A 26,159-nucleotide genomic window follows, 5' to 3' on the forward strand; every position below is an offset into this window, starting at 1 on the left:
CCATCTCCGGGTACGCCGTGGGGCTGGCCTACCCGGAGGCGCGGGTTTCATCCAGGGCCCCGCGGAAAACCCCCGGACGGAGTGCGCCTATTCTCCGGCGCCGCCGCGTCGCCGGACCGCGAGGACCACCGCGGCGACCGCCACGAGGAGCCCCGCGCCGATCCCGGTCCAGGCACCCGCGGACAGCCCGCCCTCGTCGTCCTTCCCGGTGTCGGCGGCCTGCGGGGAGGGCGCCGGCGTCGACTCCACCGCTGTCGGGGCCGGGCTCCCGGAGACGCTCGGGGAGGGACTGAGCGGCTTCGCGTCCGGCGCCGCCGCCTTCAGCTTCAGTGTCGGCGCCGGGTTCTCCCCGTTCTCGTCCAGCTCGATCCAGCGGTCGACGTGCCCGTCGCCGTAGGTCTGGAGGGTCTTGAAGGGCACCTCCGCCGCGTCGGGCAACTGCCGTACGACGACCGAGTACTCGGCGCTCTTCCCGGTCTTCAGCTCCGCGCCCCCGACGGTGTAGCCGTCGTCGGTCGCGCTGAACCTCCAGCCCGCGGGGCCCTCGCCGTACTTCACGTCGGCCGGGGCGATGCCCTCGGGCAGGACCACCCGTACCTCCTTGATCCCGGAGGTGTCGGACTCGGCCTCGGCGTGGAAGGAGACGGTGACGTTCTCGGCGAGGGCCTGCGCCTTGTCGGCCTCGACCTCGGTGTGGGCGGCGGCCGGAACAGCCGTCAGGAGTACGGCGGCCGCCGCTCCGGCGGCCGCGAGGGGCAGACGGGACAAAGGGTTACGGGACAGGGGGATACGGGACATGCAGGTCTCCAGGCGTGGTGGTACGGCTGGACGGCCGTCCGGCATGGGCCGCGACGGCGTCCGTGGGGTCAGTGGGCGAGAGCTGCGCCCGCCGCGGGAGGACCCCGTCGTACCACCGCGTGCGCCAGCAACGGCCGTGCCGTGGGCGGCCGTTCGCCGTACGCCGGCACGATCGTCACCGAGGCGGTCGGTGCGGGGGACGTGGGCCGGGTGAACAGCGGCCGGGCGGCGGCCAGTCGGTCCCGTACCGCGTCGAGCGCCGCCGTCACCCCGCGGGCGACCGTCCAGCAGGCCGTGTCCGCGCGGTGCAGCAGGACGGCGACGAGCGCGGCGACCAGGGAGTGGGCCGCCGTCATGGCCAGGGAGCCGTGCAGCCGCTCGTGCCATGCCGGGCGGCCGGCGTGCACGTGTCCGGCGGGGTGGTGCGCGGTGGCGGTGAGCGTCAGCCACAGATGCAGCCCGGACTGTCCCGCCACACTGCACGCGACGACGGTCGCCAGGCTGCGGGGCCGCTGCACCCCGATGAGCCCCACCGCGAAGAGCACGGCCGTCGCGGCGGCCCCCCGCCCCCAGGGCACCGGGCCCTCGGCGAGCAGATGATGGGCGCTGACCCCGAGCACCGTGCCGACGACGGCGAAGACCGCGGCCCGCATTACGGGCAGCGGAGCGCGGGTCGTCGTGGCGGGTGGGTGCATGGCCCGCTCATCATGGATCATCGCGGAGCCGGCCGGCAGGGAAACCGCTGGACCGCCCGCGGATGACGCCGGCTCAGCGGGTGCCGGGCCCCTGCTCGGTGCCCGCGGTGGTTCCGGGCCGGAGGACCTCACCCTGGACGACCTGGGGTTCCGGACGGTCCTCCCGCCCCGCGCGGGCCTCCGCCTTGAGGATGCGGGCCGACCTGCCCGCCGTGCGGGTCAGTTCCGGGCCCTTCCTGACGGCGACGATCGCTATGACGACGATGAGGATGATCGCGAGCTCGCTGAGTCCGAACATGAGGGGGCCTCCGTCAGGGTGACGCCGAAGTCGGACGAGATGCCCGCCGGACCGGCAGCGTACCCCGCACTCCCCGGAACAGGTTGCTTTGCCTGTCCTTTACTATTGGGTACGACCTGCCCCCGACACGAAGGAGCCACGGTTCCGCGATGGGTGAACCTCCCAGTACCGGCCGCGCCGCGTCCCCCACGGACCGACGGGCGGGTGTGACCCGGTGACCGAGATCCTGCTGCTCGTGGCGGCCCTGCTCCTCACCCTGGCCTGTGCCGTGTTCGTCGCGGCCGAGTTCTCCCTGACCACCGTCGAGCGCGGTGACCTGGAGCGGGCCGCCGAGGCGGGTGAGCGCGGCGCCGAGGGCGCGCTGAAGGCCGTACGCCGGCTCACCCTCGAACTCTCCGGCGCCCAGCTCGGCATCACGGTCACCTCGCTGGTGATCGGCATGCTCGCCGAGCCCTCCCTCGCGGCGCTCCTCAGGGGCCCGCTGCGGGCCGCCGGCCTGGGCGGTGCCGCCGCTCCGGTGGCGACCGCGCTGGGCGTGGCCCTGTCCACCGTCGTGCTGATGGTCGTCGGCGAGCTGGTGCCGAAGAACTGGGCGATCTCCCGCCCGCTCGCCGTCGCCGAGGTCGTCGCCGGACCGCAGAGCGCCTTCACCGCCGTGTTCGGCCCGTTCATCCGCCATCTCAACAACACCGCGAACCGTTTCGTACGGCGCTTCGGCCTGGAGCCCGCGGAGGAACTGGTCTCCGCCCGCGGCCCCGAGGAGCTCGTCGCGCTCGCCGAGCACTCCGCCGCCGAGGGCGCCCTGGAGGCCGACTCCGCCGAACTGTTCGTGCGCACCCTGCACCTGGGCGAGCTGACCGCGGAGAACGTCATGACCCCGCGCGTCGACGTCAAGGCCCTCGAAGTCCACGCGACCGCCGCCGACGCCGCCAACCTCACCCACGCCACCGGCCTGTCCCGCTTCCCGGTCTACCGGGACAGCCTGGACGAGGTCGTCGGCACCGTGCACATCCGTGACGTGCTCGCGCTGGAACCCGGCAAGCGGGCCACCACCCCGGTCACCGAGCTGGCCACCGCGCCCCTTCTGGTCCCGGACAGCCTCAGCGCCGACCGGCTCCTGGAGCGGATGCGGGCCGGCCGCACCATGGCCGTCGTCATCGACGAGTACGGCGGTACGGCGGGCGTGGCGACCGTCGAGGACATCGTCGAGGAGGTGGTCGGCGAGGTCCGTGACGAACACGACCCCGTCGAGACCCCCGATCTGCGGCCCGCCGGTGACGGGACATGGGAGGCCGAAGGGTCCGTCCGCGTCGACCGGCTCGGCGCGACCGGCCTCACCGCGCCCGAGGGGCCGTACGAGACCGTGGCCGGACTGGTCGCCACCCGCCTCGCGCGCATACCCGCCAAGGGCGACGCGCTCGACCTGGACGGCTGGCGCCTGGAGGTCCTGGACGTCGAGCACCACCGCGCCGACCGCGTCCGCATCACCGCGCCCGAGCCCGCCCGGGCCCTGGCCCAGACGGGGGAGGAGGCCCGATGACCACCGTCCAGCTGCTCGTCGGCGCACTGACGCTGCTGACCAACGCCTTCTTCGTGGGCGGCGAGTTCGCCCTGATCTCCGTGCGCCGCAGCCAGATCGAGCCACGCGCGCGTGCTGGCCACAAGCGGGCCCGCATGACCCTGTGGGGACTCGAACACCTTTCCGCGATGATGGCCACCGCCCAGCTCGGCATCACCGTCTCCTCGCTGGTGCTCGGCGCGGTCGCCGAACCGGCCATCGCGCACCTGCTGGAGCCCGGCTTCGAGGCGGCCCGCATCCCGGACGGCCTGGTCCACCCGATCGCGTTCGTGATCGCCCTCTCGCTGGCCACGTATCTGCACATGCTGATCGGCGAGATGGTGCCGAAGAACATCGCGCTCGCGGCCCCCGTGCCGACCGCGCTGCTGCTCGGCCCGCCGCTCGTGGCCCTCACGCGCGCGCTGAAGCCCTTCGTGTTCGGCATCAACGCCTTCGCCAACGCCCTGCTGAAGCTGCTGCGCGTCGAACCCAAGGACGAGGTCGAGTCGGCGTTCACCGACGACCAGCTCGCCCGCATGGTCGTCGACGCCAGCGAGGCGGGGCTGCTCTCGCCCGCCGACGGCGAGCGGCTGCGGGACGCCCTGGAGCTGGGCACCCGGCCGGTCGGCGAGATCCTGGTCCCGGTGCCGACCATGCGGACCGTCGACGCCTCGGTCACCCCGGCCCGCCTGGAGCGGGTGGCGGCCGACGCGGGTTACTCCCGCTTCCCCGTCACCGGCCCGGACGGCACCCTGCTGGGCTATCTGCACATCAAGGACACCCTGGGCGTCACCGACCGCGACCGGCCCTTCCCGCGCGCCACCCTGCACCCGGTCACCCGGGTCCGCATCGACACCCCGCTGGACGACACCCTCACCGCGCTGCGCGCCGACGGGAGCCATCTGGCGGCGGTGACGGGGGAGACGGGAGCCGTCCTCGGATTCGTGACCATGGAGGACGTGCTCACCGAGCTGGTCGGGCCGACACCGGCCGCCGTATGACCGCCGGGCGGTCCCGCCACCCGGCTGGTAGATCCGGGGAACGCCGACTTCGCCCCAGCCGTTCACACAGCGCACATCACTACCGAAGGAGCAAGCCCGTGTCCGCCACACCGACGGACTCCCACCCCGCGCGATCGACCCGCTGTTGAGTACCACCAGTGCTGTCCTCGGCCTGCTGGCCGTGTTCCTGCTGACCGCCGGCACCGGCTACTTCGTCGCCCAGGAGTTCGCGTACGTCTCCGCGGACCGGCTGGCCCTCTCCCGCGCGGCGGAGGCCGGCGACCGCAAGGCCGCCCGTGCGCTGACGGTGCTGGAGCGGCTGTCCTTCATGCTCTCCGGCGCTCAGCTGGGCATCACCGTCACCGGTCTCGTCGTCGGCTTCGTCGCCGAACCCTCGGTCTCCGCTCTGCTCAAGCCCGCCCTGACCGGCCTGGGCGTTCCCGAGGGGGCCGTCGGCGGGATCTCCGTGGTGCTGGCCTTCGTCCTGGCCACCGTCGTCCAGATGGTCCTGGGCGAACTGGCCCCGAAGAACCTCGCCATCGCCGTCCCGGAGCGGCTGGCGAAGGCCCTCGCGCCCTCCACGCTCGGCTACCTCAAGGTCGTCGGCCCGCTGGTGCACGTCTTCGACGGCGCGGCCAACCGACTGCTGCGCAGGGTCGGCATCGAACCCGTCGAGGAACTGCACCACGGCGCCACCCTGGAAGAGCTCGGCCACCTCATCGGCGAGTCCCACGAACGCGGTGAGCTGCCCCGGGACACCGCCGAACTCCTCGACCACGCCCTGGAGTTCTCCGAGCGCACCCTCGACGAGGTGATGGTGCCGCGCGTCGACGCCGTCTTCGTCCGCAAGGACGCCACCGCCGCCGAGGCCGTCGACCTGATCGCCCGGCACGGCCACTCCACCTATCCCCTGCTCGGCGACCACCCCGACGACGTCCCCGGCGTCCTGGGGGTACGGGAGCTGATGCGGCTGCCGGCCCATGAGCTGACCCGGGCCACCGCGGGCGCCCTCGCCCGCACCCCGCTGCTGCTGCCCGACACCCTCCCGCTGCCGGAGGCGGTCGCCCAGATGCGGGAGCGGGACGAGGAGTTCGCGGTCGTCCTGGACGAGCACGGCGGAGTCGCCGGCATCGTCACCTACGAGGACATCGCCGAGGAACTGGTCGGCGACATCGCCGACGAGACCGACACCGTCACCGAACTCGCCGTGCCCGACGGGGCGGGCTGGCTGGTCGACGCGGGCCGCCGCCTCGACGAGATCGCCGACGCCACCGGCATCGCACTGCCCGAGGAGGAGGACTACGACACCGTCGCCGGGCTGGTCGTGGACCGCCTCGGCCGCTTCCCGGCGATCGGGGACCGGGTCACCGTGGACCTGCTCGGCGGCGGCCGCGCGGTGATCGACGTACGGACCTTGGACCGGCACGTACCGGAACGGGTGCGCGTGGAGAGGGTGGGGCCGGCATGAGTTTCCCGATGGCGCTCTTCGTCACCGTCCTGCTGCTGATCGGCAGCGGCTTCTTCGTCGCCGCCGAGTTCGCGCTGGTCGCCGCCAAGCGGCACCGCATGGAGAAGGCCGCGGCCGAGGGACGGCGCGGGGCGAAGGCGGCCCTGGCCGGGATGCGGGAACTGTCGCTGATGCTGGCCGGCGCCCAACTCGGCATCACCGTCTGCACCCTGGGCCTCGGCTCGGTCTCCAAGCCCGCGATCTCCCACGAACTCGACCCGCTGCTGCGCGACCTGGGCCTGCCCGGCGCGCTCAGCTACGGCGTCGCCTTCGTGTTCGCCATGGTCGTCGTGGTGTTCCTGCACATGGTGCTCGGCGAGATGGCCCCCAAGTCCTGGGCGATCGCCCACCCCGAGCGCTCCGCGATGCTGCTCTCGCCGCCCTTCCGAGCCGTGGTCAAGGCCGTGCGGCCGCTGATCTCGGTCCTGAACAGGATGAGCAACGCGCTGGTACGGCTGTGCCGGGTCACCCCGCGCGACGAGCTGGCCGCCGTGCACAACCGTGAGCAACTCACCCACCTGGTCGAGGAGTCGGAGCGGCTGGGACTGATCAGCGAGGCCGACTCGGACCTGCTCACCCGCTCGCTCACCGAGCCCGACACCCCGGTCGCCGACCTCACGATCCCGGCCGCGGAGATCACCTCGGTGGCCGGCGACGCGGACCTCGACACCATTCTTCGCACAGCCGCCGACCACGACCGCACCCGCATGCTGGTCCGCGAGGGCGACCTCGTGCTCGGCTCGCTGCACGCCCGCGACGCCCTGGTGGCCCGCGCCCGGGGCCGCACCGGCACCGCCCGCACCCTGGCCCGCCCGGTCCCGGAGCTGACGGAGGACACCAAGGTCGCCGACGCGATCGACCTGCTCCGCCGCAACCGGGCGTCCCTGGCGGTCGTCCGGGACGGGACGGGCACGCTGACGGGCATGGTGACGCTGGACGACCTGCTGGCGCGGTACCTGCAGCCGCAGTCGGCCTGAACCGGCTTCCGCGCGGCCGCATGAACGAAGGCAAGGAGGTCAGCACCTCCTTGCCCTCTTCAACGTATAGCTCACGGGGGGCCTTGCGGCAAGGCCCCGGTGCTGCCGCACAATCTCCGTCCGAGGCCGGTACCTGCGCAAACACGTGAACCGCTCAGTGCCCGGCCATCGCTCACGGAGGGGGAATCCGGTGTACGACGTGATCATCGCCGGTGGCGGTCCGACCGGCCTGATGCTCGCCGCCGAACTGCGGCTGCACGGGGTGCGCGTGGTCGTCCTGGAGAAGGCGGCGGAGCCGACCGAGATCGTCCGCTCGCTCGGCCTGCATGTGCGCACCATCGAGGTGATGGACCAGCGCGGGCTGCTGGAGCGGTTCCTCGCGCACGGGAGGCGGTTCACGGCGGGCGGCTACTTCGCCGGCATCGACAAGCCCTGGCCGGACGGGCTGGACACCGCGCACGCCTACATCCTCGCCATCCCGCAGCCCGTCACCGACCGCCTGCTGGCCGAGCGTGCCGTCGAACTCGGAGCCGAGATCCGGCGCGGCTGCGAACTGGTCGGGCTGAGCCAGTACGTCGACGGGGCCGGCGCCGGGGTGAGCGTGGAACTCGCCGACGGCACGCGGCTGCGCGCGCGTCATCTCGTCGGCTGCGACGGCGGCCGCAGCACCGTGCGCAAGCTTCTCGGTGTCGGCTTCCCCGGCGCACCCGCCAGGACCGAGACGCTGCTCGGCGCGATGGAGGTGGGCGTGGAGCCGGAGACGGTCACCGCCGTGGTGACCGACATCCGGCGGACCCAGAAACTGTTCGGTCTCGGTCCCGTCGGGGACGGGCTGTACCGCGTGGTCGTGCCCGCCGAGGGGGTGAGCGGGGACCGCTCGGTGCCGCCGACCCTGGAGGAGTTCAGACGACGGCTCCGGGCGGTCGCCGGCACCGACTTCGGCGTGCACTCGCCGCGCTGGCTCTCCCGCTTCGGCGACGCCACCCGGCAGGCCGACCGCTACCGGGTCGGCCGGGTGCTGCTGGCCGGCGACGCGGCCCACGTCCATCCGCCGGTGGGCGGACAGGGGCTCAACCTCGGCATCCAGGACGCCTTCAACCTGGGCTGGAAACTGGCCGCCGAGGTGGCCGGCTGGGCACCCGAGGACCTGCTGGACACCTATCACGCCGAACGGCACCCGGTGGCCGCCGAGGTACTCGACAACACCCGTGCGCAGATGGAGCTGCTGTCGACCGAGCCCGGCCCGCAGGCGGTACGGCGGCTGCTGTCCCGGCTGATGGACTTCGACGAGGTGAACCGGTACCTGATCGAGAGGATCACCGCGATCGGCGTCCGCTACGACTTCGGTGCGGGCCATGAGCTGCTCGGGCGACGCCTGCGGGACCTCACGCTCGGGCGCGGGCGCCTCTACGAGCTGATGCGCGGCGGCCGCGGACTGCTGCTCGACGGGACCGGACGCCTGTCGGTGGCGGGCTGGGCGGACCGCGTCGACCACGTCGTCGACACCGGCGGCGAACTCGACGCCCCCGCGGTACTGCTGCGCCCCGACGGCCATGTGGCATGGGCCGGCGAGGACGGGCACGAACTGCGCGACCGGCTGTCCAGGTGGTTCGGCGCGGCGGGCTGAGCGTGCGCTCGACGGGAGCCGCGACTCCGACTTGACCGCGCCCGGTGTCCCGTGGCGGCGGACGCGAGGTGGGGTGGCTGCGGACGCCGGGCGGGAGCACGCCGGCGTCCAGGTGCCGGCCCGCCCGGCGGCGGCCGCGTACGGGTGCGCGTTCGGATCCGGACGGGGGCGGCGGGCCGATCCACGTGCGGCGGAGGCAGGCGTCCGGTTCGCCCCCGTGTTCCGCCGCACCGATCCCACCGCGGCGCCGGCCGCACCCGCCGACTGCTCGACGAGGCGGGGCGTCCCGACGTACGCCCCTGGGGGCAGCCGCCGTCGGACGCCCCGTGCGTCAGGCGGTGGCGGGCAGGACGTGGTCGCCGGTCTTGTCCGTGCTCAGGCACAGGGAGCAGACCACCGCGTCGTGGGTGGCGCAGGCGGCCAGGTCGGGGCGCTCGTAGGGCTGCCGGCAGACGTGGCAGTCGTAGGTCGTCGCGCTCGGGTTGCCGTCCGCGTCCAGCATCGGCTCGTCGATGCCGTCGTCGGTGCGGCGCAGGTAGTACCTGCCCCTGGTGACGATCGCCATCAGCGGGGTGAGGGCGAACGCGATCACGGCGGCGGCGACGGGGGAGTACGGCTGGAGGGTGTCGCCGAGGCCGTGGAAGTACATGGCGATGGACAGACCGGACGCGGCGACGAAGGCCACCACCCCCACCGGGTTGACCGCGTAGAGCATGCCGCGGCGGAACTCGGGGGCGTGCGGGGAGAGTTTGAGCAGGTACTTGTTGATGCCGATGTCGGTGGCGACGGTGACGACCCAGGCGATGGCGCAGTTCGAGTAGAAGCCCAGGATGTCGTTGAGGAAGCTGAACATGTCCGCTTCCATCAGGGCCAGCGCGAAGCCCAGGTTGACCAGGACGAAGACCAGACGGCCGGGGTAGTGCCGGGTGAGCCGGGTGAACGAGTTGGTCCAGGCGAGCGAGCCGGAGTAGGCGTTCGTCACGTTGATCTTGATCTGGCTGATCACGACGAGGGCCACCGCCAGCGGGAGCACCAGCCAGGACGGCATCATCGCGTCGAAGGCGCCCTTGAACTGCTGGATCGGCTCGGGGGCCGCGTCCGCTCCCACCTCGGCGAGGATGTACACCGCGAGGAAGACGCCGATGGCCTGCTTGAGCGCGCCGAGCACCACCCAGCCGGGGCCGGCCATGACCACCGCGGTCCACCAGGTGCGCTTGTTCGCCTCGGTCTTGGGCGGCATGAAGCGCAGGTAGTCGATCTGCTCGCCGATCTGCGCGATGAGCGAGAGACACACGCCCGCGCCGAGCAGCACGGACGCGGTGTTGACGCCGCCGTCGCCGTCGGTGCCCGCGTAGGCGAGGAAGCGGTCGACGGTGCCCGGGTCGGTGGAGACGAGGTAGACCAGCGGGCCCACCATCAGCAGCAGCCAGATCGGGGTCGTCCACACCTGGAGCTTGCTCAGCGCCGTCATGCCGTAGATCACCAGGGGGATGACCATGAGCGTGGAGACCAGGTAGCCCAGCCACAGGGGCAGTCCGAGGCCGAGTTTGAGGCCCTGGGCCATGATCGAGCCTTCGAGGGCGAAGAAGATGAAGGTGAAGCTGGCGAAGATGACGCTGGTGAGCACCGAGCCGTAGTAGCCGAAGCCGGAGCCGCGGGTGATCAGATCGAGGTCGATGTTGTAGCGGGCGCCGTAGTAGGCGAGGGGGAAGCCGGTGACGAAGATGACGACGGCGGCGACCGCGATCGCCACGAGCGCGTTGCCGGTGCCGTGGGCCAGTCCGATGCCGGCGCCGATGGAGAAGTCGGCCATGTAGGCGATGCCGCCGAGGGCGGTGGTGGCCACGACCATGGGGGTCCAGCGGCGGTAACTACGGGGCGCGAAGCGGAGGGTGTAGTCCTCCAGGGTCTCCTTGACCGCCTGGTCGGCGGATGCCGACGGGTCTGCCGTTGCCGGCCGCGACTCTGTGGTGCTCATGTCACGCCTCCCGGTGGTGCTCGAGCGGGCGATGGGGGGATGCGTGGGAGCCCCGCGCGGCGCCGTCGCCGGTCCGGGGGAGTCGCCGGGCCGGCGTGAGCGGTTCAGGGCCCTGTATACGACTCGCTTCCCACGGTCCGTCACGCTAGGTAGCGGTTGTTACCGATGTGGGGCGGGTGTCATGAACGCGACGTTTCTGGATTCTCACCGTGGTTGATCGGTGTCGCTACGCAGCGTCATCCGGCGTGGTCCGGCGTGATCCGGGGTGAGGCGGTGCGGTCCGGTGCGGGCCCGGGCGGGGTGCGTGCGCCGCGGTGTCAGGCCGGGGTGTGCCGCCGTGTGCCGGGCAGCGGGCCGCGGTCCGCCTCGTCCTGGACGAGCAGGGAGAGCAGTGACGCCACCGTCAGGCCGGCCTCGGCGGGATGGCGCAGGACCTTGCCCGGGTCGATGCGATAGATGTTCGTGCGCCCCTCCCGCACGTGCGAGAGGTACCCGTCCTCTTCGAGATCGGAAATGATCTTCTGCACGGAGCGTTCCGTGAGCCGGCAGTGCGCGGCGATGTCGCGGATCCGGGTGCTGGGGTTGTCGGCGATCGCGGCCAGCACCCTCGCGTGATTGGTGACGAACGTCCATCCGGTGTGTGACTCGGGCACTCCATCCATGGCGGCAGTGTAGCGACCCGGCATTCACGTATTCAAAAACATGAACTTTATTTCGTGTATTGGTTGACGTATGTTGGCGGCGAAAGCGAACCTGAGGGCAGAGGCAGCCGAACACATGAGGGAGAGGGTCATGCCGGAACCTGCGCACTCGGCGCAGCCCCTCGCCATGCCGGACACGCGCCCGCCGTGTCTGGCCACGATCGAGGCTGTGCCGATCGGGGAACGAACGGTTGTCACCTGTCGTGGCGCGTTCGACATCGGTGCCCGGGAGCTGCAGTCCGAGCTCTGGGCCGTCCTCGACCGCTCTGCCACCGGGGTGGACCTGGAGCTCGACGAGGTCGGGTTCTGCGACTGCGGTGGCCTCAACGTCCTGTTGGGTCTGCGCCGGGAGGCCCTTGGCCAGGGCAAGACGGTCACCGTCCGGACGTACAGTCCCACCGTCGAACGCCTGCTTGAGCTGACCGGGGCGCGGGAGCTGTTCGTGACCGAACATCCCGGGCGTCCCGAAGACGCGCGGGCCCTGGCCGCCGGAGCCGTCCTCGGAGCTGTCCCCGCCCCCGCCCCCGCCGTGGAGGAAAAGCCGCAGCCCGCGGGATCGTCGTGAGCTGCTTCCGGCTGAGGGCTGAGGGCTGAGGGCCGCGGACGCCTGAGCGGCTGACGGGTGCCGTCGAGAGGGCTGGGGCGGCGGGGGCGGGCCGTCAGGCGGGGGCGGGCCGTCAGTCCCTCGTGATGCCGCCGAACGCGTCGAGGATGCGCTCGGCGGCCAGCGTGGCCGTCAACCGGCCCTCGCGGACCTCTTGTTCGAGGTCGGGGGCGAGGGACTGGACGGCCGGGTCGGCGTGCAGCCGGCCGAGCAGTTCGTCCCGGACCATCGCCCAGGCCCAGCCCACCTGCTGGTCCCGGCGCTTGGCGGTGAGCCGACCGGTGGAGTCGAGGAGCGTCCGGTGCTGTTCGAGGCGCTCCCACACCACGTCGAGGCCGGTCGCCTCGCGGGCGCTGCAACTGAGCACCGGGGGAGTCCAGAAGGCGTCCTTGCCGTGCATGAGCCGCAGGGCGCCCGCCAGTTCACGCGCTGCCGCGCGGGCGTCGCGCTCGTGCGGGCCGTCCGCCTTGTTGACCGCGATCACGTCGGCCAGCTCCAGCACACCCTTCTTGATGCCCTGGAGCTGGTCGCCGGTGCGGGCCAGGCTCAGCAGCAGGAAGGAGTCGACCATGTCGGCCACCGCGGTCTCCGACTGCCCGACGCCGACGGTCTCGACGAGGATCACGTCGTAGCCCGCGGCCTCCATCACGACCATCGACTCCCGGGTCGCCTTGGCCACCCCGCCGAGCGTGCCCGCGCTCGGGGAGGGCCGTACGAAGGCGGCCGGGTCGACCGCCAGGCGCTCCATCCGGGTCTTGTCGCCCAGGATCGAGCCGCCCGTACGCGTGGAGGACGGGTCGACCGCGAGCACTGCCACCCGGTGCCCCAGCGAGGTGAGCATCGTGCCGAACGCGTCGATGAACGTCGACTTGCCCACGCCCGGCACCCCGCTGACCCCGATCCGCCGGGCCCGGCCGCTGTGCGGGAGCAGCTCGGTGAGCAACTCCTGGGCCAGTGACCGGTGCCGCGGGTGGGTGGACTCGACGAGGGTGATGGCGCGGGCGACGATCGCCCGCTTCCCGTCGAGGACGCCCTTCACATACGTGTCGAGATCGATCACTGCCTGTGCCCGAGGTCGGCCGACAGACGCTCCACCAGGTCGTACGCCGCGTCCGGGATCACGGTCCCCGGCGGGAACACGGCCGCCGCGCCCATCTCCAGGAGGGTCGGCACGTCCTGCGGCGGGATCACCCCGCCCACCACGATCATGATGTCCTCCCGGCCCTCCTCGGCGAGCGCCTCGCGCAGCGCCGGTACGAGGGTGAGGTGACCGGCGGCCAGCGACGAGACGCCGACGATGTGCACGTCCGCCTCGACGGCCTGGCGGGCGACCTCGCCCGGGGTCTGGAACAGCGGGCCGACGTCGACGTCGAAGCCGAGGTCGGCGAAGGCGGTCGCGATCACCTTCTGGCCGCGGTCGTGGCCGTCCTGGCCCATCTTGGCGACCAGGATGCGCGGCCGGCGGCCCTCGGCCTCCTCGAAGGAGTCCACCAGCGCACGGGTGCGGTCCACGTTCTCCGACTCCCCTGCCTCGTTGCGGTACACGCCGGAGATCGTACGGATCTGGCTCGCGTGCCGGCCGTACACCTTCTCCAGGGCGTCGGAGATCTCGCCGACGGTGGCCTTGGCGCGGGCCGCGCGCACGGCCAGCTCCAGCAGGTTGCCCTCGCCGTCGGCGGCCCGGGTCAGCGCGTCGAGCGCGTCCCGGCAGGCGGTCTCGTCCCGCTCCGCCCGCAGCCGCCGCAGCTTCTCGATCTGCTGGGTGCGGACGGAGGAGTTGTCGACCTTGAGGACGTCGATCGCCTGGTCGGTCTCCACGCGGTACTTGTTGACGCCGATGACGGGCTGGCGGCCGGAGTCGATGCGGGCCTGGGTGCGGGCCGCGGCCTCCTCGATGCGCAGCTTGGGGATGCCGGCGTCGATCGCCTTGGCCATGCCACCGGCCGCCTCCACCTCCTGGATGTGCTGCCAGGCCCGGCGGGCGAGGTCGTACGTCAGCTTCTCCACGTACGCGCTGCCGCCCCACGGGTCGATGACCCGGGTGGTGCCGGACTCCTGCTGGATCAGCAGCTGGGTGTTGCGGGCGATGCGCGCCGAGAAGTCGGTGGGCAACGCCAGTGCCTCGTCGAGGGCGTTGGTGTGCAGCGACTGCGTGTGGCCCTGGGTCGCCGCCATCGCCTCGACACAGGTGCGGGTGACGTTGTTGAACACGTCCTGCGCGGTCAGCGACCAGCCGGAGGTCTGCGAATGGGTGCGCAGAGAAAGGGACTTGGGGTTCTGCGGGTCGAACTGCCTGACCAGCTTCGCCCACAGCAGGCGCGCCGCCCGCAGCTTGGCGATCTCCATGAAGAAGTTCATGCCGATCGCCCAGAAGAAGGAGAGGCGGGGCGCGAACGCGTCCACGTCCAGGCCGACTTCGCGTCCGGCGCGGATGTACTCGACACCGTCCGCCAGCGTGTACGCCAGCTCCAGGTCGGCCGTCGCACCCGCTTCCTGGATGTGGTAGCCGGAGATGGAGATGGAGTTGTAGCGGGGCATCCGCTGCGAGGTGTACGCGAAGATGTCGGAGATGATCCGCATCGACGGCTTCGGCGGATAGATGTAGGTGTTGCGGACCATGAACTCCTTGAGGATGTCGTTCTGGATGGTCCCGGCCAACTTCTCGGGCGGCACGCCCTGTTCCTCCGCCGCCACGATGTACAGCGCCAGCACCGGCAGCACGGCGCCGTTCATCGTCATCGACACGGACATCCTGTCCAGCGGGATGCCGTCGAACAGCTGCCGCATGTCGTAGATCGAGTCGATCGCCACGCCCGCCATGCCGACGTCACCGGTCACCCGCGGGTGGTCGCTGTCGTAGCCGCGGTGCGTGGGCAGGTCGAAGGCGACCGACAGACCCTTCTGGCCGGCCGCGAGATTGCGCCGGTAGAAGGCGTTGGACTCCTCGGCGGTGGAGAAGCCCGCGTACTGCCGGATCGTCCACGGCTGGTTGACGTACATCGTCGGGTACGGCCCGCGCAGGTACGGGGCAGCTCCCGGGTACGTCTCCAGGAAGTCCAGGCCCTCCAGGTCGGCACCGGTGTAGAGCGGCTTGACCGCGATGCCCTCCGGCGTCTCCCAGACCGGCTCGGCGCCCTCGGTGGCCTGCTTCACGGCCGTACGCCATGCGTCGGCGCCGCCTTCGGAGGCGGGGGTCCCCAGCTCGATCCCGGTGAAGTCGGGGACGGAAGGGCCGGCGGGGGCGGTCATCAGGACACTCCCATGCGGTCGAGGGTGGCGGTGAGCACGGCGACGGCGTCGCAGCCCGCGAAGACGTAGGAGTCCACGCCCGCGTACTCGCCGGGCCGCCCGGCGAGGAACACGTGCCGCGCGCCTGCCGACTTGAGGGTCTTCACGACGTCGTCGGCCTGCTCCTCGTACAGCGCGTCACTGGAGCACAGGCAGACCTCGGTGGCGCCGCTCTCCTCGAAGGTGCCCTCGGTGACGGGCTCGATGCCGCCGGCCTGGAAGAGGTTGGCGGCGAAGGTCAGACGCGCGGTGTGGGCGGCGGCGGGGCCGAGGGCGGCGAGGAAGACGCGGGGCCGGGACCCGGTCGCCGCGAGGTGGGCGTCGGAGCGGGCGCGCAGTTCCTCGTACGCCTCGTCGCGCCGCACGCGGGGCAGGCCGCCGGTCCGTGACTCGGGTGCCGGGGCGCGCTCGACGGGCTTCTCGCCGAGGTGCGGGAACTCGCTGACACCGGTGACGGGTTCGCGCCGGGTGGCGAGCTTCTTGGAACGCAGCGCCCATGTCGTGGCGAGGTCGGTGCGAAGGCGGCCGGAGCGCAGGACGGCCGCCTGGCCGCCGTCGCGTTCGATGGTCCGGAAGAACGACCAGGCCGCCTCGGCGAGTTCGTCGGTCAACCGCTCCACGTACCAGGAGCCGCCCGCCGGATCGATCACCCGGGACAGATGGGACTCCTCGACCAGGATCGTCGAGGTGTTGCGCGCGACGCGGCGCGCGAACGCGTCCGGCAGGCCGAGCGCGTGGTCGAAGGGCAGCACGGTGACGGCCTCCGCGCCGCCCACCCCGGCGGCCAGGGTGGCGATCGTCGCGCGCAGCATGTTCACCCACGGATCGCGGCGGGTCATCATCACCGGCGACACCACGGCGTGCTGCGCCTGCGCACCGGCGCCGGGCGCCCCGCACACCTCGGCGACCCGCGCCCACAGCCGGCGCGCGGCCCGCAGCTTGGCGATCGTCAGGAACTGGTCGGCCGTCGCCGCGTACCGGAACTCCAGCTGCGCGCAGGCCTGTTCGACGCTCAGCCCGGCCTCGGTCAGCCCGCGCAGATACGTGACACCGGTGGCGATCGAGGCACCGAGCTCCTGTGCGGCCGAACCGCCGGCCTCGTGGTACGGCAGCGCGTCCACGGTCAGCGCCCGCAGCCCCGGGTACTGCTCGGCGCAGCGGCGGGCGAGCGGCACGACCGGGGCGAAGTCCGACGCCTCGCCGGTACGGGCCTCGTGGCCCAGCGGGTCGGCGCCGAGGTTGCCGCGCACGGCCTTGGCGTCGATGCCGCGCTCGCCGTAGATCCGCAGCAACTCCTGTGCGGCGGGCTCGAACCGGTCTCCCGCGTCCAGGACGACCGGCGCCAGGTCGAGGTAGACGCCGTCGAGGACCTTGTCCAGCGACCCGACCGGGATGCCGCCGTCGCCCGCGACGAGCCACAGCGAGGTGACGCCGTTCTCCAGGTCCGTGAGCACCGCGGTGTTGTCGGCGACCGCGTGCCGCTGCCGTACGTCCCAGCCGCCGGTGGTGTTCCCCTCGGCGCGGGCGCCCCGCACGAAGGGCGCGAAACCGGGGAAACCGGGATCGGGCGCGGCATCGTGCGCGGTGTACAGGGGACGGGTGCGCAACCCGTCCTCGAGCGCGGTGGACAGGGCGTCCTCCGCTGCCGCGCCGGAGACTTCCTTGCCCGACTTGCGCAGGACACCCGCCACCAGGCTGTGCCACTGATCAAGGTTCGCGTCAGGGAACTCGGCGGCCAGCGAGAGCCCGTCGTCAGGCAGGACCGTCATGCTCGGATGCTAGGCCAGATCGCCGAACGAGCAGCAGAGGGCACGGCTGTGACCTTGCCCGCAACGAGACTGTGACCCCGGTCTCCCCCGAGCCGGAAGGGGCGTCGTGGGGCCCTGGCGATCCTCTCCGGCTCGACTGGTGGACCGGTGGACCGGTCGGCCGGTAGTCGCCGGCCGTGCGGGTTGCCGGCGGGCGTCACGGAGCGGAGAACAGACCGGGCCCCGGGGACGAGGGCCCGTCCGTGCGTACGCCGCTCGTGACGCGGAGGAACTCCAGCTTCTCCGCGTCGGCGGAACCCGCGGCCACCGTGTAGACGACGAGGCGGATGTCGCAGCCCGGGACGGTGAGTACGTCGCAGTCGCAGGTCACCTCGCCGACCTGGGGGTGCAGGACGGTCTTACGGGCCGAGACGTGCGGACCGACCGCGCCCTCGGCCCACAGCCGGGCGAACTCCGCGCTGGCGGACCGCAGTTCCTCCACCAGCCCGACCAGGTCACGGTCCCGCGGATAGGTGACGAGAGCCGTGCGCAGGTCGGCGACGAGGGCGGGACGCAGCGCGTCGCCCTCCTGCAGCACGGGCCAGGCCGCGAGCCCCGAGGGCCCGGTGGCGAAGACCGCCCGCACGAGGTTCCGCTCGGCGGGCGGCCGCGCGCCGGGGTCGCCCAGGAGCGCCGCCCAGGAGGGGGTCCAGGACAACAGGGTCCAGTCGGCGCTGAACACGCCCACGGGGAACTCCCCGAGCCGTGCCAGCATGCGCTGGACCCCCGCCGGGACATGTGTGGAGATCGTCCCCTCCTGCGGGGGCAGCAGGCCGGCCAGCCGGTAGGCGTAGTCGCGCTCCACGGGCTGCAGCTGCAGGGCCCTGGCCAGGCTCGCGACGACCTGCGCCGAAGGGCTCGTCGCGCGTCCCTGCTCCAGCCGCACCACGTAGTCGACCGACAGCCCCGCGAGGTCGGCGAGTTCCTCGCGGCGCAGCCCCGCCGCCCGTCGACCGGGTCGCGAGGGCCGTCCGATGTCGGTGGGAGAAAGCCGGTCGCGCCAGCGGCGCAGTGCCGTGCCAAGGGTCTCGTCCACTCGGCCATTGTGGCCGCCCCGCGGCCGTCGTGCCTGGTACTGGCAGTCCTACCGTCGCAGGAGGCACTGGTTGTCCCCTCGTCACGGGCCGAGGGTGAACGCATGACCACAACCTTCATCACCGGAGCCAACAAGTCCCTCGGGTACGAGACCGCCCGCCGCCTGATCGAGGCGGGCCACACCGTCCTCCTCGGCGCCCGCGACACCGGGCGCGGCCAGGCCGCCGCCGACGCCCTCGGTGCCCGTTTCGTCCAGATCGACGTGACCGACGACGCGTCGGTCGCCGCGGCCGCCGCCGACGTCGAGGCGCGGGAGGGCGGCATCGACGTCCTGATCAACAACGCGGGTGTCCTCGGGCCGCACCATCCCGCCGACCAGCTCACGGCCGCCGACGCGAGCGCGGTGCTCGACGTCAATGTCGTGGGGATCGTCCGGGTGACGCACGCGTTCCTGCCCCTGCTGCGCAAGTCCGCCAACCCGGTCGTCGTCAACGTGTCCAGCGGCATGGGGTCGTTCGAGCTGACCCACGACACCACGCGCGCCGAGGGCCGGGTCGTGGCACCGCTCTACACCGCGTCGAAGGCCGCCGTGACCATGCTGACCACGCAGTACGCGAAGTCCTGGCCGGGCGTGAGGGTGAACGCGGCCGACCCCGGCTACACCGCGACCGACTTCAACGGACACAGCGGCCCGCAGACGGTGACGGAGGGCACCGACGCGATCGTCGCGCTCGCCACCATCGGTCCCGACGGGCCGACGGGAACCTTCCGTGACCGTCACGGTGACGTGGCCTGGTGACGCACACAGCGGCTGGACGGGCCTTCCCTGGGTCCCGACCAGCGCCGCGAGCCGGCCGAGACGCTGACCGACGCGGTCCTGGTGCCCGAGGTCGGGCAGTACGCCCCGTCCGCCAGGGCCGGGGTCCAGGTGCACTTCGTCGAGCGGGAGCGGGACATGACGGCCATCGGCGGGCGCCTGCTGGCCGACGCCGCTCCCGACCTCGACGTCATGGTGATCGACGTCGCGGTCATGGACGCCGCCTGGCAGCGGGACGTACGGGCCGAGGTGATCGAGCGGGTCCTGTCCGCGCTCGCGGCGGCCTGCGGGCTGGAGAAGCCGTCACCGCCTGGTGGGTCGACTTCCGCGTCATAGACGAGGGCGGCTGGGGCTCGTCGGGCGAGAGGACCTCAGAGCCAGTCCCGGCGCTTGAAAATCACATACAGACTCACGCAGACGATCCCCATCAGCCCGATCGCGAACGGGTACCCGAACCTCCAGCCCAACTCCGGCATGTGGTCGAAGTTCATCCCGTAGATCGTCCCGACCAGCGTCGGAGCAAACAGAATCGCCGCCCAAGAGGAAATCTTCTTGATCTCCTCGTTCTGCTCGAACCCCGCCTCCGCCAGCGCCCGCATCTCCGCGTTCTGCTCCTGGGTGACCAGGGTCGCGTTGACCGTGAGGATGTCGGCGAGGGCCTGGCGGAAGCCGTCGACTCGTTCGCTGGTGTGGGTGACGTGGTCGGCGACGTCCCGCAGATAGCGCTGCAGTTCCTCGTCCGTGCCGTACTTGGTGAAGCCGGCCATCAGGGCGTGCAGCATGCTGACCAGGGGCCGGGTCGCGCGCTGGAACTCGACCATCTCGCGGGAGAGTTCGTAGATGCGGCGGGAGACCTCCGGGTCGCCGCGGAAGACCTCCGTCTCGATCTCGTCGATGTCGTTCTGGACGCCCGAGACGACCGGCGCGTAGCCGTCGACCACCGCGTCCAGGATGGCGTAGAGGACGGCCTCGGGGCCCAGCTTCAGCAACTCCGGTGTCTGCTCCATGCGGTGGCGGACCGCCGAGAGGTCGGGGGCCGCCCCGTGCCGGACCGTGATCACGAAGTCCGGGCCCACGAACACGTGGAGCTCGCCGAAGTCGACCTCCTCGGGGGCGTCGAGATAGCGGGCGGCCCGCAGGACCACGAAGAGCGTGTCGCCGTAGCGCTCCAGCTTCGGCCGCTGATGTGCCTCCATCGCGTCCTCGACGGACAGCGGGTGCAGGTCGAACTCCTCGGCCAGGGAGAGGAGTTCGCTCTCCGGGGGGCGGGCCAGACCGATCCAGGCCATGCCGGAGGGCTGTTCGCGCAGTTCACGGAAGGTGTCGGCGAGGGTCGCGGGGGAGGACACGCGTACGCCGTCCCGGTACAGGGCCGCCTGGACGATGCTCGGCGGCTCGGCCGACTCGGAGGCGGGTGGCCGCTCGGCGGGTGCCGGAGCGCCGGACGGCCCGGAGGGCGGGGTCAGGGCGCGGCGCCAGACGGACTTCCTGGAGCCCTTGTCGCCGGAGTTCTTCGGGGCGGGGCGCGCGCGTCGCTCGGACATCGTGACTGCCTCTCGCTCTCGGGTCGGCCGATGTCGGCGTGATCAACGTCGGCGTGATCACGGAGCAGGGTATACGGGGCAAATTACATCCTGGGGAGGGCCGCGCGAGGACGCGGTGAGAGTTGCGGACAGAACCTGTCCGCAAGCGCGTCTAGCGTGTTCCCCATGACGAAGACGACCACGTCGGCCCCCGTGCTCGGCATCCGCGCCCTGAACCGCGCGACCCTCGACCGGCAGCTGCTCCTGCGCCGGTCCGGTCTGTCCGCGAAGGCCGCCGTCGGACATCTGCTCGGCCTGCAGGCCCAGAACGTCAAGCCGCCGTACCACGCGCTCGCCGCCCGCCTCGACGGGTTCACGCCCGAGGCGCTGTCGCGGCTGATGGCCGCCCGTGAGGTCGTCCGGATCGTCACCATGCGCTCGACCATCCACACCCACACCGCCGAGGACTGCCTCACCCTGCGCCCGCTGGTGCAGCCCGCCCGCGACCGCGAACTCACCAACTTCCGCAAGGGACTCGACGGCGTCGACCTCGACCGCCTCGCCGTCCTCGCGAGGGAACTCGTGGAGGCCGAGCCGCGCACCATGAAGCAGCTGCGCGAGGCCCTCCTCGCCGAGTGGCCGGACGCCGACCCGCAGTCCCTGGCCATCGCCGCCCGCTGCAAGCTGCCCCTCGTCCAGGTCACCCCGCGCGGGCTGTGGGGCAGCAGCGGCCAGGTCGCGCTGACCACGGCCGAGCACTGGCTGGGCCGCCCGGCCGAGCCCGTCCCCGCCCCCGACGCCACCGTCCTGCGCTACCTCGCCGCCTTCGGCCCCGCCTCCGTCAAGGACATGCAGACCTGGGCCGGCCTCACCCGCCTCCGTGAGGCCTTCGAACGGCTCCGCCCCCAGCTGCTGACCTTCCGCGACGAGAACGGCGTCGAACTGTTCGACCTGCCCGACGCGCCCCGCCCCGCCGAGGACACCCCGGCCCCGCCGCGCCTCCTGCCGGAGTTCGACAACCTGCTGCTCTCCCACGCCGACCGCACCCGCGTGGTGCCGAAGGAGTACTGGGGCCGCAGCTGGCAGGGCAACCAGGCCTACTGCACGCTCCTCGTCGACGGCTTCCTCGCGGGCGTGTGGCGGCTCACCGCGGACGCCCTGGTCGTCGAGCCCTTCGGCCGGCTCACCAGGGCGCAGCGGGAGGACGTCACCGCCGAGGGGGAGCGGATGCTCGGCACGCTGCACCCGGGGACGCCGTACGACATCCGGTTCGGGACCGTCGTAGGAAAGTGACGCCAGGACCCGGGGGAGAGGCTCTCAGTCCGCGCGGCCCGTCACCGCCACCGTCAGGCCCAGACCGATCATCGTGAACCCGCCCGCGCCCCCGATCATCGACAGGCGGCGGTCGGAGCGGGCGAACCAGGTGCGGGCGGCCGACGCGGTCAGGCCCCACAGGGTGTCCGTGACCAGGCCGATGGTGATCGGGACCAGACCGAGGAGCAGCATCTGCGCCGGGACGTGGCCCGCCGCGTGGTCCACGAACTGGGGGAGCACGGCGGCGAAGAAGACGACGCCCTTCGGGTTGGTGACGCCGACGAGAGCGCCGTCCAGGACGGTCCGCAGGTCCCCGCGCGCCGGTCCGGTGGGCTGCCTGGTGATCGCCGCCGCCGTCAGCTCCCTGCGGTGCCGGAACGCCTGGACCCCGAGGAGGACCAGATACGCGGCGCCCGCCAGTTTCACCGCCAGGTAGACGGCCGCCGACCGCTCCACCAGGGAACCGATGCCGACCGCGACCGCCACGACGAGCAGATAGGAACCGAAGACGTTGCCGACCGCCGTCGCCACCGCGGTGCGCCGGCCGTGGGCGAGGGCCCGGCCGATGACGAACAGCACGCTGGGGCCCGGGATGACGATCACGAGCAGGGACATCACGGCGAAGGCGAGGACGCGGTCCGATGACACCATGGCGGCTATTCAAACACGGATCGCGCCCGTGGATAGGGGGCGCTGCGGGCCGCTCGTGGTGGCCCGCAACGCCCCCGGTCTGGCACCTGAGGGATGCTCAGGAGAACCGCTGGGGACCTACGAGTTGACCTGCGCGGTCACGAGGCTGGAGAAGGTGGTCAGCCGGGTGTAGACACCCGGGTAACCCGCCTGCGCGCAGCCCTCTCCCCATGAAGTGATCCCTGCCAGGACGCCCCCGATGAGCAGGGGACCGCCGCTGTCGCCCTGGCAGGTGTCTGTGCCGCCGGAGGTGTATCCGGCGCAAACCATGTCGGTCTGGACGTAGTCCGAACCGTAGGAGCTCTTGCAGCTGGAGTCGGACACGATCGGGACGGTCGCGGTCCGCAGCTGGTTGGAGGAGCTGCCGTTCTCCGAGGTGGTGCCCCAGCCGACGATGCGGGCCGTGGTGCCGGCCGCGTACACGCTGGTCTGGGACGAGGAGACGTACGACGCCTTGGTGTACGGCATCGACGTCGACAGGGTCAGCACGGCCACGTCGTCGCCGTTGGTGGCGTCCGTGTAGTCCGGGTTGATCCAGATCTTGCTGACTCTGCTGACCGTGCCGTTGGTGCCGTTGAGGTAGGTGCGGCCGCCGACGACTCTCACACTGCTGGTGGTCTCGCCGACCATGCAGTGGGCCGCGGTGACGACCTTGGTCGCGGAGACCAGGGTGCCGCCGCAGAACTGGTTCTGCGAGGCGTCCGTGATCTGCATCATGAACGGGTACGCGGTCGTGGTCGTCGTCGTACCGCCGACGATGGGCTGGGGAGCGGCGACGGCGGTGGGGGCGCCGAGCAACGCGGTGGCGGCGGCAGCGGTGGTCGCCAGGGCCACGGCGCCGGCCTTCTTCGCACGGGTGAGACCGAACATCGGTGAGTCTCCTCAGGGATTGCCGGTGGGGGGTCGCGCGGGTGTGGGGGGTGGTACACGGGGGTCGCGGGACCGACCCCCGTATGCCCGGGCGAGCGGCATGTTCATAAGCTAGAACGCGGAAGTTCCCCGTCCCAATGAGGGAACCCCCTAAGGGAGTTGGGGAGGGAAAACCCTCGGTCGGCTCTGCGGCCGGCCCTGGGGGACGCTGTTCTGACGGCCCCTCGGCTACGGCCGGCGGCCCGCCGCCAGCCGGACGATGTCCACCCGGGAGCGGATCCCGAGCTTGCGGTAGACACGGGTGAGCGTCGCCTCGACCGTCTTCACGCTGATGAACAGCCGCGCGGCTATCTCCCGGTTGGTGGCCCCCTCCATGACGAGCGCGGCCACCTGACGCTCCATCGAGGCGAGCCCCTCCAGACTGTCCAGTCCGTCCGGGGCGACGGTGTGCACGGGCTCCGGCTGCACCGGCCGGGCCAGCGCGGCCGCCTCCACCTGACGCAGCCACGGCAGCGCCCGGCAGCGCCTGAAGAGCCGGGCCGCCTCGTCGTACGAGGTCGGACCGGGCCGCCGGGTGCGCAACTGGGCCAGGGTGAAGGCGGCGCGGGCCTCCTCCAGGCCGTGGCCGAGCTTGGCGAGGCGATCCTGGACCGACGTCAACTGGACCAGCGCCGCGTCGTGTTCACCCCGTGCCGCCCGCACCAGCGCCTCGGCCCGGTCCAGTACGGCCAGCACGCTCTCCCGGCCGAGCCGCAGCGCGTTCACCCGCGTGACGTCGATGACGTCCTGCGCCTCGCCGCTCTCCCCGATGCGTACTAGGGCCTCGGCGAGGTCGCCCTGCCAGCGGCCGCGCGCCGGGTCGGTGATGCCGAGGCCGTGCTCCAGTTCGCGCACCCGGCGCAGCGAACGCACCGCGCCCTGCGCGTCCCCGGCGACGAGCTGCGCGTACCCGAGGGCGGTCAGGCCCCGGGACTCGTACATCTGGTCGCCGTTCTCCTCGGCGTGGTCGACCGCCTCCCGGGCCAGCTCCAGCGCCCGCTCGACATTGCCGCCCGAGGCCTCGGCGAGGGAGGCGAGCACGGCCGAGGCCACCTCGCCGATCCCGGTGTCCCGGGCCATCATCAGGCTCTCCCGGGCCAGGTCGAGGGCCCGTCCGCAGTGCCCGGAGCGCAGCTCGGTCTCGGCCACACCGCGCAGGAAGTGCACCTCGCTCTCGACCGAGCCGCGCCGGCGCACCTCGCGCAGCAGCGCGGTGACCGTGGCGCGGGCCTCGGGGAGCTGGTCGCTCATGATCAGCCAGCGGAACCGGGAGTAGCCCGCTCCGTTGTGATGGCAGGACACCCGTGGGTCCTGGGGCTCCTTCAGGGCCCGCTTGATGGTCGCGGGGGCGTCCGGATGGCCCATGAGGGTCTCCAGCTGGGCCTGGAAGGACAGCGCCATCAGTTCGTTGTAGCGGTCGCCCGCCCGCGCGGCCAGGGCAGCCGAGTGCGCGGCCTCCCCGCGCGCCTCGTCGAAGTCGCCCTCGACGAGCAGCGCCCGCCAGGCCAGCTGGTAGCGGATCAGGGCGAGCAGCTCGGGGTCGTCGCCCGCGTCGGCCAGCGCCTGTGGGAAGACCGCGTCGACCTCCGTCATGGCGTGGCCCGCGGTGTCGATCACGATGATCCAGGCCCGCACCCGGTCCGCGGGCACGGTGGCCCGGGTGAGCACGTCCCGGGCGATGTCCCGGGCGAGATCCAGTTCACCGGCGGTGATCGCGTCCTCGGCCGCCGCGAGTCGCCGTACGTCCGGTGCGGGCACGGTGTCGGCGGGGGTGTGCCGGGCGGAGAGCAGCCCGAGGGAGGCGGCCATCGAGGGCGCGCCCCGGTCCCGGGCCAGGGCCGCGGCCTCGGCGAGCCGGGCGGCCACCTCGGGGTCGGCGCCGGTGGTCGCGAGGGCCAGATGGCGGGCCCGTTCGATCGGGTCGGAGGCGGCCGTGGACAGCGCCCGGTGCGCGTCCCGCCGTTCCTGCGCGGGCGCCTCCGCGTACAGCGCGGCCGAGATCAGCGGATGCGCGAAGCGTACGGCGGGCCCCTCGGCCTCCGTCGCCAGCAGGCCCAGTGCGGCCGCCTGGGCCATCTCGGCCTCGGCGTCCCCGCGGCCGGCCGCGTGCAGCAGGGCCGGGGTGGGACGGGCGCCCGCGCTCGCCACCAGGAGGGTGCGCCGGGCCTCGTCGGACAGCATCTCCAGGCGGCTGAGCACCAGGGCCCGCAGCGAGGTGGGCACCGGCAGCGGCTCGCCGGGGCGGGGCGGGGTCGGGTTCTCGCTGAGCGCGCGGCCCAGTTCCAGGGCGTAGAAGGGGTTGCCGCCGCTGGTGCGGTGGATGTCCCGGACGGTGGAGCGCTGAAGGCCGGTGTAGCCGCGGTGGTCGAGCAGCGCGGCCACGTGGGCGCGGGTGAGCGGGTTGAAGCGGACGGCGAGGCTGTCCGGGGGCAACACGCGTAGATGGCGGTCGTACTCGGGGCCGTCGGTCCGGACCGCGCACAGCATCCGGACGGGGATGTCGCCGAGCCGGCGGGCGGCGAAGCCGAGCAGTTCCAGGCTCGCCGGATCCAGCCACTGCACGTCGTCGGCGACGACCAGGACCGGCCCCTCGGCGGCGAGGGCGCGCAGCACCGACAGCACCGCCAGGCGCAGGGCGAGGCCGTCGCGCTGGAGGGTGGACTCGCCCCGGCCCGTGAGCGCCGATTCGAGCGCGGTGCGCTGGGCGGCGGGCAGCTTGTCGGAGACGTCGTCGAGGACCAGGCCGAAGAGGTCGGCCAGGGCCAGGAAGGGGAGGTGGGATTCGGACTCGGTGGCCGAGCAGCGCAACACGGTGTGGGCCGCGCCGCATTCTGTGGTCAGGGCCCGCAGGACGGTCGACTTTCCTATTCCGGCCGGACCGTGCAGGAGCACGCTGCCGCCGCGGACCAGCTGGTCACGGGCCTGATCGAACAGCTCGTCCCGTCCGATGACCAGGTCGGAGTGACATCTCGCAGGCTCCTGGAAGTCGCGTGGCACGGTCACCGCTCCCCTCCCTGTGTCGTGTCCTGGC

General features: G+C 72.4%; 22 protein-coding genes. 9 read left to right on the forward strand and 13 right to left on the reverse strand.

Annotated elements, in window-relative coordinates:
* Positions 1-87: 87 nt before the first annotated feature.
* The 3 genes from AQI94_RS26690 to AQI94_RS26700 form a co-directional block, all read right to left on the reverse strand.
* Positions 88-798 carry a DUF1775 domain-containing protein gene (locus tag AQI94_RS26690; RefSeq protein ID WP_062229967.1) on the reverse strand — a complete coding sequence of 237 codons (711 nt, stop codon included), beginning with the start codon at positions 796-798 and terminating at the stop codon, positions 88-90.
* 68 nt (positions 799-866) lie between these two features.
* A complete protein-coding gene (locus tag AQI94_RS26695) occupies positions 867-1,493 on the reverse strand; it encodes a hypothetical protein (protein ID WP_031061468.1) in 627 nt (208 codons plus the stop codon).
* Between the two features lie 73 nt (positions 1,494-1,566).
* The gene (locus tag AQI94_RS26700) at positions 1,567-1,791 is read right to left on the reverse strand and encodes a translocase (RefSeq protein ID WP_031061471.1); all 225 of its coding nucleotides are present in this window, start codon (positions 1,789-1,791) and stop codon (positions 1,567-1,569) included.
* Positions 1,792-2,005: 214 nt separating this feature from the next.
* Between AQI94_RS26700 and AQI94_RS26705 the strand changes: the two genes are divergently transcribed.
* From AQI94_RS26705 to rox, 5 genes are all read left to right on the forward strand, one after another.
* Positions 2,006-3,331 carry a hemolysin family protein gene (locus tag AQI94_RS26705; protein WP_031061474.1) on the forward strand — a complete coding sequence of 442 codons (1,326 nt, stop codon included), beginning with the start codon at positions 2,006-2,008 and terminating at the stop codon, positions 3,329-3,331.
* Positions 3,328-4,350, forward strand: a complete 1,023-nt coding sequence (locus tag AQI94_RS26710) for a hemolysin family protein (RefSeq protein WP_031061477.1) — start codon at positions 3,328-3,330, stop codon at positions 4,348-4,350. Before AQI94_RS26705 ends, AQI94_RS26710 begins: the two co-directional genes overlap by 4 nt.
* Before the next feature lie 145 nt (positions 4,351-4,495).
* The gene (locus tag AQI94_RS26715) at positions 4,496-5,818 is read left to right on the forward strand and encodes a hemolysin family protein (RefSeq protein ID WP_031061479.1); all 1,323 of its coding nucleotides are present in this window, start codon (positions 4,496-4,498) and stop codon (positions 5,816-5,818) included.
* Positions 5,815-6,834 (forward strand): hemolysin family protein, encoded by a 1,020-nt coding sequence (locus AQI94_RS26720; RefSeq protein ID WP_062229968.1) that lies wholly within the window; start codon positions 5,815-5,817, stop codon positions 6,832-6,834. Before AQI94_RS26715 ends, AQI94_RS26720 begins: the two co-directional genes overlap by 4 nt.
* A 190-nt stretch (positions 6,835-7,024) precedes the next feature.
* Complete coding sequence (rox, locus tag AQI94_RS26725) at positions 7,025-8,461, forward strand: rifampin monooxygenase (RefSeq protein WP_031045657.1); 1,437 nt, start codon at positions 7,025-7,027, stop codon at positions 8,459-8,461.
* A 331-nt stretch (positions 8,462-8,792) separates the two neighbouring features.
* Here rox and AQI94_RS26730 read toward each other — a convergent pair whose 3' ends face one another.
* Both AQI94_RS26730 and AQI94_RS26735 read right to left on the reverse strand, forming a co-directional pair.
* Entirely contained in the window at positions 8,793-10,439 is a 1,647-nt protein-coding gene (locus AQI94_RS26730) for a purine-cytosine permease family protein (RefSeq protein ID WP_031045654.1), read from the reverse strand.
* 317 nt (positions 10,440-10,756) lie between these two features.
* The gene (locus AQI94_RS26735; protein WP_037942422.1) at positions 10,757-11,101 is read right to left on the reverse strand and encodes a winged helix-turn-helix domain-containing protein; all 345 of its coding nucleotides are present in this window, start codon (positions 11,099-11,101) and stop codon (positions 10,757-10,759) included.
* Between the two features lie 130 nt (positions 11,102-11,231).
* Here AQI94_RS26735 and AQI94_RS26740 point away from each other — a divergent pair, with 130 nt between their 5' ends.
* Positions 11,232-11,705: an STAS domain-containing protein gene (locus AQI94_RS26740; protein ID WP_225890266.1), complete on the forward strand. Its 474-nt coding sequence runs from the start codon at positions 11,232-11,234 to the stop codon at positions 11,703-11,705.
* 112 nt (positions 11,706-11,817) lie between these two features.
* On the opposite strand, the gene meaB is transcribed toward AQI94_RS26740, so the two are convergent.
* The 4 genes from meaB to AQI94_RS26760 form a co-directional block, all read right to left on the reverse strand.
* On the reverse strand, positions 11,818-12,804 hold the full coding sequence (gene meaB, locus AQI94_RS26745) for a methylmalonyl Co-A mutase-associated GTPase MeaB (RefSeq protein WP_031045646.1): 987 nt from the start codon (positions 12,802-12,804) through the stop codon (positions 11,818-11,820).
* Positions 12,801-14,993 carry a methylmalonyl-CoA mutase gene (scpA, locus tag AQI94_RS26750; RefSeq protein WP_031045643.1) on the reverse strand — a complete coding sequence of 731 codons (2,193 nt, stop codon included), beginning with the start codon at positions 14,991-14,993 and terminating at the stop codon, positions 12,801-12,803. The genes meaB and scpA overlap by 4 nt, the downstream gene beginning before the upstream one ends.
* The gene (locus AQI94_RS26755; RefSeq protein WP_031045640.1) at positions 14,993-16,801 is read right to left on the reverse strand and encodes a methylmalonyl-CoA mutase subunit beta; all 1,809 of its coding nucleotides are present in this window, start codon (positions 16,799-16,801) and stop codon (positions 14,993-14,995) included. Before AQI94_RS26755 ends, scpA begins: the two co-directional genes overlap by 1 nt.
* Before the next feature lie 196 nt (positions 16,802-16,997).
* Positions 16,998-17,876 (reverse strand): helix-turn-helix transcriptional regulator, encoded by an 879-nt coding sequence (locus AQI94_RS26760; RefSeq protein WP_031045637.1) that lies wholly within the window; start codon positions 17,874-17,876, stop codon positions 16,998-17,000.
* A 102-nt stretch (positions 17,877-17,978) separates the two neighbouring features.
* On the opposite strand from AQI94_RS26760, the gene AQI94_RS26765 reads away from it, so the two are divergent.
* Positions 17,979-18,674 carry an SDR family NAD(P)-dependent oxidoreductase gene (locus AQI94_RS26765; RefSeq protein ID WP_031045635.1) on the forward strand — a complete coding sequence of 232 codons (696 nt, stop codon included), beginning with the start codon at positions 17,979-17,981 and terminating at the stop codon, positions 18,672-18,674.
* A gap of 81 nt (positions 18,675-18,755) precedes the next feature.
* Positions 18,756-19,028, forward strand: a complete 273-nt coding sequence (locus tag AQI94_RS45330) for a hypothetical protein (RefSeq protein WP_225890267.1) — start codon at positions 18,756-18,758, stop codon at positions 19,026-19,028.
* A gap of 35 nt (positions 19,029-19,063) precedes the next feature.
* Here AQI94_RS45330 and AQI94_RS26775 read toward each other — a convergent pair whose 3' ends face one another.
* Entirely contained in the window at positions 19,064-20,236 is a 1,173-nt protein-coding gene (locus AQI94_RS26775) for a magnesium and cobalt transport protein CorA (RefSeq protein WP_031045632.1), read from the reverse strand.
* Between the two features lie 165 nt (positions 20,237-20,401).
* Between AQI94_RS26775 and AQI94_RS26780 the strand changes: the two genes are divergently transcribed.
* Positions 20,402-21,508, forward strand: coding sequence for a winged helix DNA-binding domain-containing protein (locus AQI94_RS26780; protein WP_031045629.1), 1,107 nt, complete (start codon positions 20,402-20,404; stop codon positions 21,506-21,508).
* 24 nt (positions 21,509-21,532) lie between these two features.
* On the opposite strand, the gene AQI94_RS26785 is transcribed toward AQI94_RS26780, so the two are convergent.
* From AQI94_RS26785 to AQI94_RS26795, 3 genes are all read right to left on the reverse strand, one after another.
* Positions 21,533-22,180, reverse strand: a complete 648-nt coding sequence (locus AQI94_RS26785) for a LysE family translocator (RefSeq protein WP_031045628.1) — start codon at positions 22,178-22,180, stop codon at positions 21,533-21,535.
* Positions 22,181-22,297: 117 nt separating this feature from the next.
* Entirely contained in the window at positions 22,298-23,089 is a 792-nt protein-coding gene (locus AQI94_RS26790) for a S1 family peptidase (protein ID WP_031045624.1), read from the reverse strand.
* A gap of 228 nt (positions 23,090-23,317) precedes the next feature.
* On the reverse strand, positions 23,318-26,131 hold the full coding sequence (locus AQI94_RS26795; protein WP_062229969.1) for a helix-turn-helix transcriptional regulator: 2,814 nt from the start codon (positions 26,129-26,131) through the stop codon (positions 23,318-23,320).
* Positions 26,132-26,159: the final 28 nt, after the last annotated feature.

It is taken from the genome of Streptomyces pseudovenezuelae, assembly GCF_001513955.1.
Taxonomy (GTDB): Bacteria; Actinomycetota; Actinomycetes; order Streptomycetales; family Streptomycetaceae; genus Streptomyces; species Streptomyces pseudovenezuelae.

Excerpts from the sequence above, each read along its gene's own strand:
- AQI94_RS26710 (WP_031061477.1), top strand. The coding sequence starts at position 3,328 with ATGACCACCGTCCAGCTGCTCGTCGGCGCACTGACGCTGCTGACCAAC.
- AQI94_RS26695 (WP_031061468.1), bottom strand. The coding sequence starts at position 1,493 with ATGCACCCACCCGCCACGACGACCCGCGCTCCGCTGCCCGTAATGCGG.
- AQI94_RS26735 (WP_037942422.1), bottom strand. The coding sequence starts at position 11,101 with ATGGATGGAGTGCCCGAGTCACACACCGGATGGACGTTCGTCACCAAT.
- scpA (WP_031045643.1), bottom strand. The coding sequence starts at position 14,993 with ATGACCGCCCCCGCCGGCCCTTCCGTCCCCGACTTCACCGGGATCGAG.
- AQI94_RS26765 (WP_031045635.1), top strand. The coding sequence starts at position 17,979 with ATGACCACAACCTTCATCACCGGAGCCAACAAGTCCCTCGGGTACGAG.
- AQI94_RS26700 (WP_031061471.1), bottom strand. The coding sequence starts at position 1,791 with ATGTTCGGACTCAGCGAGCTCGCGATCATCCTCATCGTCGTCATAGCG.
- AQI94_RS26780 (WP_031045629.1), top strand. The coding sequence starts at position 20,402 with ATGACGAAGACGACCACGTCGGCCCCCGTGCTCGGCATCCGCGCCCTG.
- AQI94_RS26755 (WP_031045640.1), bottom strand. The coding sequence starts at position 16,801 with ATGACGGTCCTGCCTGACGACGGGCTCTCGCTGGCCGCCGAGTTCCCT.
- AQI94_RS26785 (WP_031045628.1), bottom strand. The coding sequence starts at position 22,180 with ATGGTGTCATCGGACCGCGTCCTCGCCTTCGCCGTGATGTCCCTGCTC.
- AQI94_RS26775 (WP_031045632.1), bottom strand. The coding sequence starts at position 20,236 with ATGTCCGAGCGACGCGCGCGCCCCGCCCCGAAGAACTCCGGCGACAAG.
- AQI94_RS26730 (WP_031045654.1), bottom strand. The coding sequence starts at position 10,439 with ATGAGCACCACAGAGTCGCGGCCGGCAACGGCAGACCCGTCGGCATCC.
- AQI94_RS26690 (WP_062229967.1), bottom strand. The coding sequence starts at position 798 with ATGTCCCGTATCCCCCTGTCCCGTAACCCTTTGTCCCGTCTGCCCCTC.
- AQI94_RS26720 (WP_062229968.1), top strand. The coding sequence starts at position 5,815 with ATGAGTTTCCCGATGGCGCTCTTCGTCACCGTCCTGCTGCTGATCGGC.
- AQI94_RS26790 (WP_031045624.1), bottom strand. The coding sequence starts at position 23,089 with ATGTTCGGTCTCACCCGTGCGAAGAAGGCCGGCGCCGTGGCCCTGGCG.
- AQI94_RS26740 (WP_225890266.1), top strand. The coding sequence starts at position 11,232 with ATGCCGGAACCTGCGCACTCGGCGCAGCCCCTCGCCATGCCGGACACG.